This is a genomic window from bacterium (genome assembly GCA_018814885.1).
GTDB lineage: Bacteria > Krumholzibacteriota > Krumholzibacteriia > LZORAL124-64-63 > LZORAL124-64-63 > JAHIYU01.
On record JAHIYU010000042.1, the window covers coordinates 1 to 6,329 of the forward strand.

Sequence of the window (6,329 nt, forward strand, 5' to 3'; positions counted from 1 at the left end):
CAGCGCTTCGTGCGACTCCGGTGCCGCCAGGACCGAATCCGTCACCGCCACGGCCAACGGCGGCAGGGACGACAACCAGCGCTGGTCTGACGCCAGGGCGTCGCGCCAAACCGTCTCCGCCTGCGGATCGCCGGAGAGACGGATGGTCGCGAAGCCGGCCGCGGCGCCGCTCGCATCCGCCAGCACCGTGGCCAGGCAGAACAGCAACAGCCATCGCACGCTAGAACCTCGCCGTGGACTCGAGCCGCACGTCATGCTGCCACCCCCTTTCGCCCAGCCGGCGTCCGAAGTACGCCAGGGTGACGGTCATCAGGGACGATTGTTCCCAGGACAGCCTCGCCGAGGCTTCCACATTTCCACCCGGCACGGCAAAGAAGAACGGACGCACCGCTCCCGCCGGCTCGTCGCTCGAGACACGGGACCAGCGCAGGTCCGCCTGGCCGCTCCACCTCTGTTCGAGCCGCAGGCGCGCGGAGGGCTTGATCCCGAACTCGCCCTGTCTCACCCCGGATACCGCGTCGCTGCGCCTGATCATATCCGACGCGAGGGCCACCAGGTTGCCCGTCCCCGGACGGACGGACCATTCCAGCTCGTAGCGCCTGGCCACCGACGCGTAGGAACGGTTGGTGCTGAAGGCGTCCTCCCGCGTGAGCCGCTCCTCGTCCGTGCGCTGGTACCGCCCGCGCAGGCTGCTGCGCTGCGTCGGATTCCAGGACAGCGTGGCCTGCGACTGGTGGCGCAGGCGTCGCTCCGGATGGGTCGCGTACTGCCGGTCCAGGGCCTGGTCGTAATCGTACAGCAGCCTCAGGTCCCAGCGGGGCAGGTGGCGCAGAAACGTGGCCTCCTGGCGCAGGGTGACCTCGCCGAGCACGGTATCATCCTCGTCGAAGACCGAATCCTCGGCGAAGCGCAGCAGGCGGCCCACCGCGTCGGTGCGGCTGCGCGAGCGGGCGGTCACCCGGGTGAAGGTCTGCCAGCTGCCCCAGGCCGTGCGGCGCCCCAGGAAACCGAAATCCTGGCGCCAGGTCAGATCGGCGGAGACTTCGGTCGTCGCGACCAGGCTGTCGGTGCCGACGGTAACGACGTTGAAGTCGCCCAGGTCGTGACCGACGAAGTCGCCGTTCTGGTTGTAGTCGCCCTGGCGCTCGCCGATATAGACTACCTGCCGGTCGAGGACCTCGGTGCGGCTGTTGTCGATACCGTAGACGAGGCCCCAGTCGCTGCCGGCACGGTCCCAGCGTCCGGAGAGATGCAGCTTGGCCAGGCGCGTGTTGCGGTCCTGTCCACCGGGCACTTCCACGTTGCGCACGGCGCCGTCGGCCTGCAGGCGCATGCCGCCGACCGCGGGCGTGCCCACCTGCCAGCGTGCCGTGCGGCTGTCGCGTTCCCGCCGCCAGGCCCCGGCCCGCAACGAGTCGGCCAGACCACGCTCGAAACCGAGCCGCCAGCTCAGGGCCGCCGCGCCTCCCGACGACAGGGCCGTACGCCAGGTGCGCAGGCGATAACCCCCCACCCCACCCGCCGCGGCTGCGGCGTCCGTGTATTGCTTCTGTTCGTAGGCGGCGCTGGGGCGGACAGGACCGGTCTCCAGCCCGATGTCGTGCGCTTGAACCGTGCGCTTGACGTCGAGGGGATCGGTGGCGTCCTCGCTGAACGCCTCGCTCCAGCGCGAACGTCCCTGCAGGCGGGCCAGCCGCCACGCGCCGGCCAAGTCGAGCCGCCTGGCCGTCAGGCCGGCGCCGTGCGCGAGCCGGCCCCAGCCGGCGGTCAGCTCCAAGCGGCGGCCGGCGGCACCCGTGACGAAACCGGCGCCCACCTCCGTCTCCAGATCCCGCTCCTGCAGGAATCCCTTGCGGCGCGCACGGTCGCCGAGTCCCCAGCGATCGTAGCGAAACAGGTCCCTGGCGAGCTGGAAGGGACTGAAGCCCGCGCCGAGCGCGTCGTGCACCGCGTTGGCTTTCACGGTGCCCAGCCGGAGGCCACCGAGCTCGAGGTCGGCTTGCCCGGCGTCGAGGGACGCACGCCACGCGTGACCTGTATCATCGCCGTCACCGAGTCCGGAGAGGACGTTCTCGTCGCGCCGGCTGGCGTGCCATTCCACGTCCAGCAGGGGTTCCGCTTCGCCACCTATGGTGAACTGGAACGAGGCCAGGCTGTGGCTCGAGGGCAGGGGCAGCGGCCGGCCGATGTCGTAGGATCCCGCCCCGGCGCCGCGATGGACGAAGACCCGGCCTCCGGTGCCGGTCAGCGACTCGACCGCGTACGCGCCGCGGCCCGCGCCGACGTAGTGGAATTCCACCTCGTAATCACCGGCCAGAGTGTCGTAGACGGCGATCCGCGTCCCGCCCATGTCTTCCAGGCGGTAGGAACCCTCGCCGACGGCGACCTGGGTCAGACCGGACGTAACCGCGGCTGCCGCCTCGTCGCCGGCGCCCGCCAGCAGGGCGCGGTCCTCGTCCGAGAGATCCCCGCTGCGCAGGCGGTCGGGGTTGTCACGTTCCCGCGTGAGCCGCGCCGCGAAGGCGGCGGTCCGGCCGTCCGACAGCGGCAGGCCCGTCGCGAAGCGGCCCTCGCCGCCCACGACCGTCCGGGCGTACGGCCCCTCGCCCTCCTCGAACTCGACCAGGATCTCGGTCTCGGCGGTGATCAGCCGCCGGTAGGTGAACGTGAGGGTCCCCCTGACGTAGTCGATGACATAGTCGCGATCGGCGCCGCGGGTCAACTGGATGCCGTCGATCAGCACGCGCTCGGAGCCGGCCACGATGAAGACCTGCGCCCCCGCCTCTCCCCCGCCCAGGAAATAGGGGCCCTGGTTAGCTTCCTCGCCGAGGATCTGCAGCGTGCGGTAGAGACCGCGCGGCGACCCGGCCAGGACACCCGCACCCATGTCAGCCGAGCCCACATCCAGCACCACGCCCTGCAGCTTGCGCCGGTAGCCGCCGTAGACCGATCCCTCGCGGCGGGCGACGAAATCGCCGAGCACTGCCCGCCAGTGCGATGCGGTGAGCTCAACGCGCATGCGGTCGATATCCCGCAGCTCCTCGGTGTTGCCCTCGGGGACCACGGGCAGGTTGTCGTCGGATAGCGCGGCGTCGACGCGTATGTCCTCGGTCAGCCAGCCGGCGATGTTCAGGCGCAGGGTCTGATCGATGGTCAGGTCCCGCCGGTTGCCCGACGACATGCGGACGGACTTGCTGCCGCTGACGGCGAGATCGCCTGTCGCCAAGCCGGTGGCCGCGGTGCCCCGCGCCGTCGTCGCGTCCCCCCTGCCGGCGACGCGCGCGACGGGCCTGCCGCGCACCGGATGAAGGAGGCGCCACGCCGGCACCGGGGAGGGATGGAAGCTGTATTCCAGGCGCACCAGGACCTGATCGCCGCCCGGCTCGCCCAGGGGACGCAGCGGATTCCAGACGCCCCGCGTGACATCGACGCGGAAATCCACTCCCGGGCGCCACGGCTGCCCGTCCACCGTCGCCACGAGGGTACCCGGCACCACGTAGGCATGGGCCAGGACCGCCTGGCGGGCATCGGTGGGCAGGAAATGGAACTCGGTCTCAGATCTGGTGAGCAGGGAATCGGGAAAGGTCGATCCAGCGGCCGTGGCCGACCGCACCGGAGGCGGCATGGCCATCGCCGCCCGCGCCGCCACGACGAAGAGGACGACGCTGATCGGCAGGAACAACCACGAGCCTAGCCGCATGCCCCCCTCTATTCATACCGGATCCGGTAAACCAGCACAGCCTGGCGTTCGCGATCGCTCACGGCGAGCTGGTCGTCTGGCCCGACGGCGACATCGATGGGCGCCACGGGGGCCGCCTGCAGGCCCAGTTCCGAACCTACCGCGAAGAGGTAGTCCAGCTCCGGTGAGAGGACGTGGATCAGCCCGGCCGCCGGATCCGCCACGAACAGGTTGCCTTCCGGGTCGGTATCCAGCCCCTGGGGCGTCAACAGACGGCTCTGGGGATCGAACTCGCCGCCGATGGTGCGCTTGTAGTAGCCCAACCGCGTGAAGTGCTGCAGACGGCGGTTGGCCCGGTCGGAAACCACGAAACTGCCGTCGCGCAGGAAGGCCACGCCGCTCGGCTCGCGAAACTGCTCGGGATGGCTGCCCGGCACGCCCACGACATGCTGCAGCTCCAGGTAGGCGTCGACCAGCAGCACCTGGTCCTCCGCCGCGTCGGTGAAGACCATGCTGCCGTCGAGATCGACGTCGAAGGCCGACGGCAGGCGGTCGTAACCGGGATCGAGATAGCTGAAATCGAGCAGCCGGTCCAGAAAGACGCCGCCGAGACCGTAGCGCAGCAGGTCGCGCCCGTCCATGTCCAGGACCAGGACCGAGAACTGGTCGATGCAGATGTCCACGGGCCGGAAGAAGCGCGTACCCGGGTTGTCGAACTGGAACCACGTATCCCCGGCCGCATCGTAACCATGCACGCGACCGCCCTTCTCGTCGCAGAAGAAAAGGGTGCCGTCGCCGTAGTAGGCGACGCCGCCGATGCCCTTGATCGGGTAGTAGGGCGCCGAACTCTCGTTCTCGAAGACGTGCAGGAGCACCAGTCCCAGGGGCACGGCCCGCTCGCCCATCTGCCACGCGTCCGCCGCGCCGTCGACGGTCTCATCGCCGGCGTCAGCAGCGGCCCTCTCCCCGCTCGGCGCCGCGGCGCAACCGCAGAGCACGGCCAGCAGGATCGCCGGCCACGGGCTCAGAACTGCCGTGTGAATACGCACGCGGTCCCCCTCCGACCGATGACGCGGCGGGTGGCCACGTCGAAACCGAGACCTGCCACTTCCAGCATGTGTTCGGAGCCCCCGGCGCCGCGCACGGCGTCGTAGACGGAAATCGCCCGATTGATCAGCGCGAAGAGCACCGTGAAATCGCGACGATCGTAGGCGCGGTTGGCGTCGGCGCGCAGGATCTGGTAGTTGGCGAGATAGCGCTCGTTGCGCCAGAACCAGACGTCGTCGCCCGCGATCAGGCCCGTCGCCTCGACCTGTTCGGCACGGGCCACCATCTCGAGATACACGTTGTACTCTTCGCTGGTCATGTAGCGACCGACGGCCCGCCAGTACGGCTCGGTGTGGTCGCCCGAGGTGCCGGCGAAGATGCCCGCGTATTCCCTGTAGTCGTCGGACAGGCCCTCGGCCTGGAAGTGGAACACAAGGTAGCTGGTCCAGACGGCCGCCTCGGCGCCGGCGAAGATCAGGGCCTTGCCGCGGTCGCCGTTGTAGATCTGTCCGGCGCCCGGCAGCAGCAGCGACAGGAATCCGGCCTTGAGCTTCTGTCCCATGTTGCGCGGTCCGGTGCGCTCGGCGCCACGCACGCCCCCGATGACCGAGCCCCCGATGTCCTGGGCCTTCCAAAGCGAAGAGGCGCGGTCGCCCAGCGCGGTGTGCTCGGCCGCGAGCAGGTCGTCCGCGGGGCCCGCCGCGACTCCGGTCGCGAGGCAGACGCAGGCCGTCGCCATCGCCGCCAGCAAGATCCTCGAGTTGGCTTTGCTACCCACTGCTCTCACTCCTCCCCGCAGGGATCAATAGGAAACGGATACGCCCAGGCGGCTGGCGGTCAAGCCGCGCGGCTCCGCGATCAGGGCGACGTCGTGACCGGCGACCTTGAACTCGGCGGGGCGCCCGCCCGAGAAGACGCCGCCGAGATAGGCTACCTGGAACATGCTGAACAGGCGCGTGAACATGTTTACGTAGATCAGCGTGTCGCGCCGCTCGAACTGGTCGTTGCTGTCGATGCGCATGGCACGGTAGATCTCGCGGTGCGACGAGACCCGGGCGTCCTTCAAAATACTAGTGGTCAGATCCACCCACGAGCCATCGTTGTACTCGGGCCAAGAGCGTGGATCCCAGAAGTCGTCCCAGCCGAAGACGAACTGGTCCCACTTGCCGGCGTTCTCGTAGTATTCGCGCTCGTCGGCTTCGCGGCTGACCCAGAGGGAAAGGGTCTGGTAGTCCGCCGAGTCGTCCATGGTGTCGCCGTAGAAGAAGGTGCCCGCAAAGTCCGTCGACGAACCGAAGGCCGCCGCCAACGCGCTCTCGCTCCAGTGCGCGTCCAGGTAGGCGTAGTATGCGTCGCGCTTCTCGTTGCCCAGGTCGTGGTAGTGCTTCACGCCCACCCAGGAGGCGATGTCCAGGGCCATCATCACGTAGCCGCGCCTGTAGCCCATGGTGGCCTCGCCGAGGCCGGGCAGCAACAGCGAGAGCAGCATGGGCTTGGCCACGGACATGCCGCCGCCGGCCGCCGTGCCGCTCCCGTAGCCGCCCACGCCGCCGATGTCCCCCTGGGGCACGGCCGCGCGGTGGATGGTCGCGGCGGTAGTGCC

Annotated in this window: 5 protein-coding genes; all 5 read right to left on the reverse strand. The window is 69.5% G+C overall.

Translation table 11 applies throughout. The features are described 5' to 3' along the window. A partial coding sequence (locus KJ554_02505; GenBank protein MBU0741208.1) for a hypothetical protein occupies positions 1–219 on the reverse strand: 219 nt, incomplete at its 3' end. 1 nt (position 220) lies between these two features. Further along, on the reverse strand, positions 221–3,700 hold the full coding sequence (locus KJ554_02510) for a hypothetical protein (protein MBU0741209.1): 3,480 nt from the start codon (positions 3,698–3,700) through the stop codon (positions 221–223). An 8-nt stretch (positions 3,701–3,708) separates the two neighbouring features. Next, complete coding sequence (locus KJ554_02515; protein ID MBU0741210.1) at positions 3,709–4,728, reverse strand: NHL repeat-containing protein; 1,020 nt, start codon at positions 4,726–4,728, stop codon at positions 3,709–3,711. Beyond that, on the reverse strand, positions 4,704–5,504 hold the full coding sequence (locus KJ554_02520) for a hypothetical protein (GenBank protein MBU0741211.1): 801 nt from the start codon (positions 5,502–5,504) through the stop codon (positions 4,704–4,706). The genes KJ554_02515 and KJ554_02520 overlap by 25 nt, the downstream gene beginning before the upstream one ends. Positions 5,505–5,528: 24 nt before the next feature. After that, positions 5,529–6,329: hypothetical protein (locus tag KJ554_02525; protein ID MBU0741212.1), on the reverse strand; the 801-nt coding region annotated here is incomplete at its 5' end.

Coding starts and splice junctions, on each gene's coding strand:
- KJ554_02510 (MBU0741209.1), bottom strand. CDS start 3,700: ATGCGGCTAGGCTCGTGGTTGTTCCTGCCGATCAGCGTCGTCCTCTTC.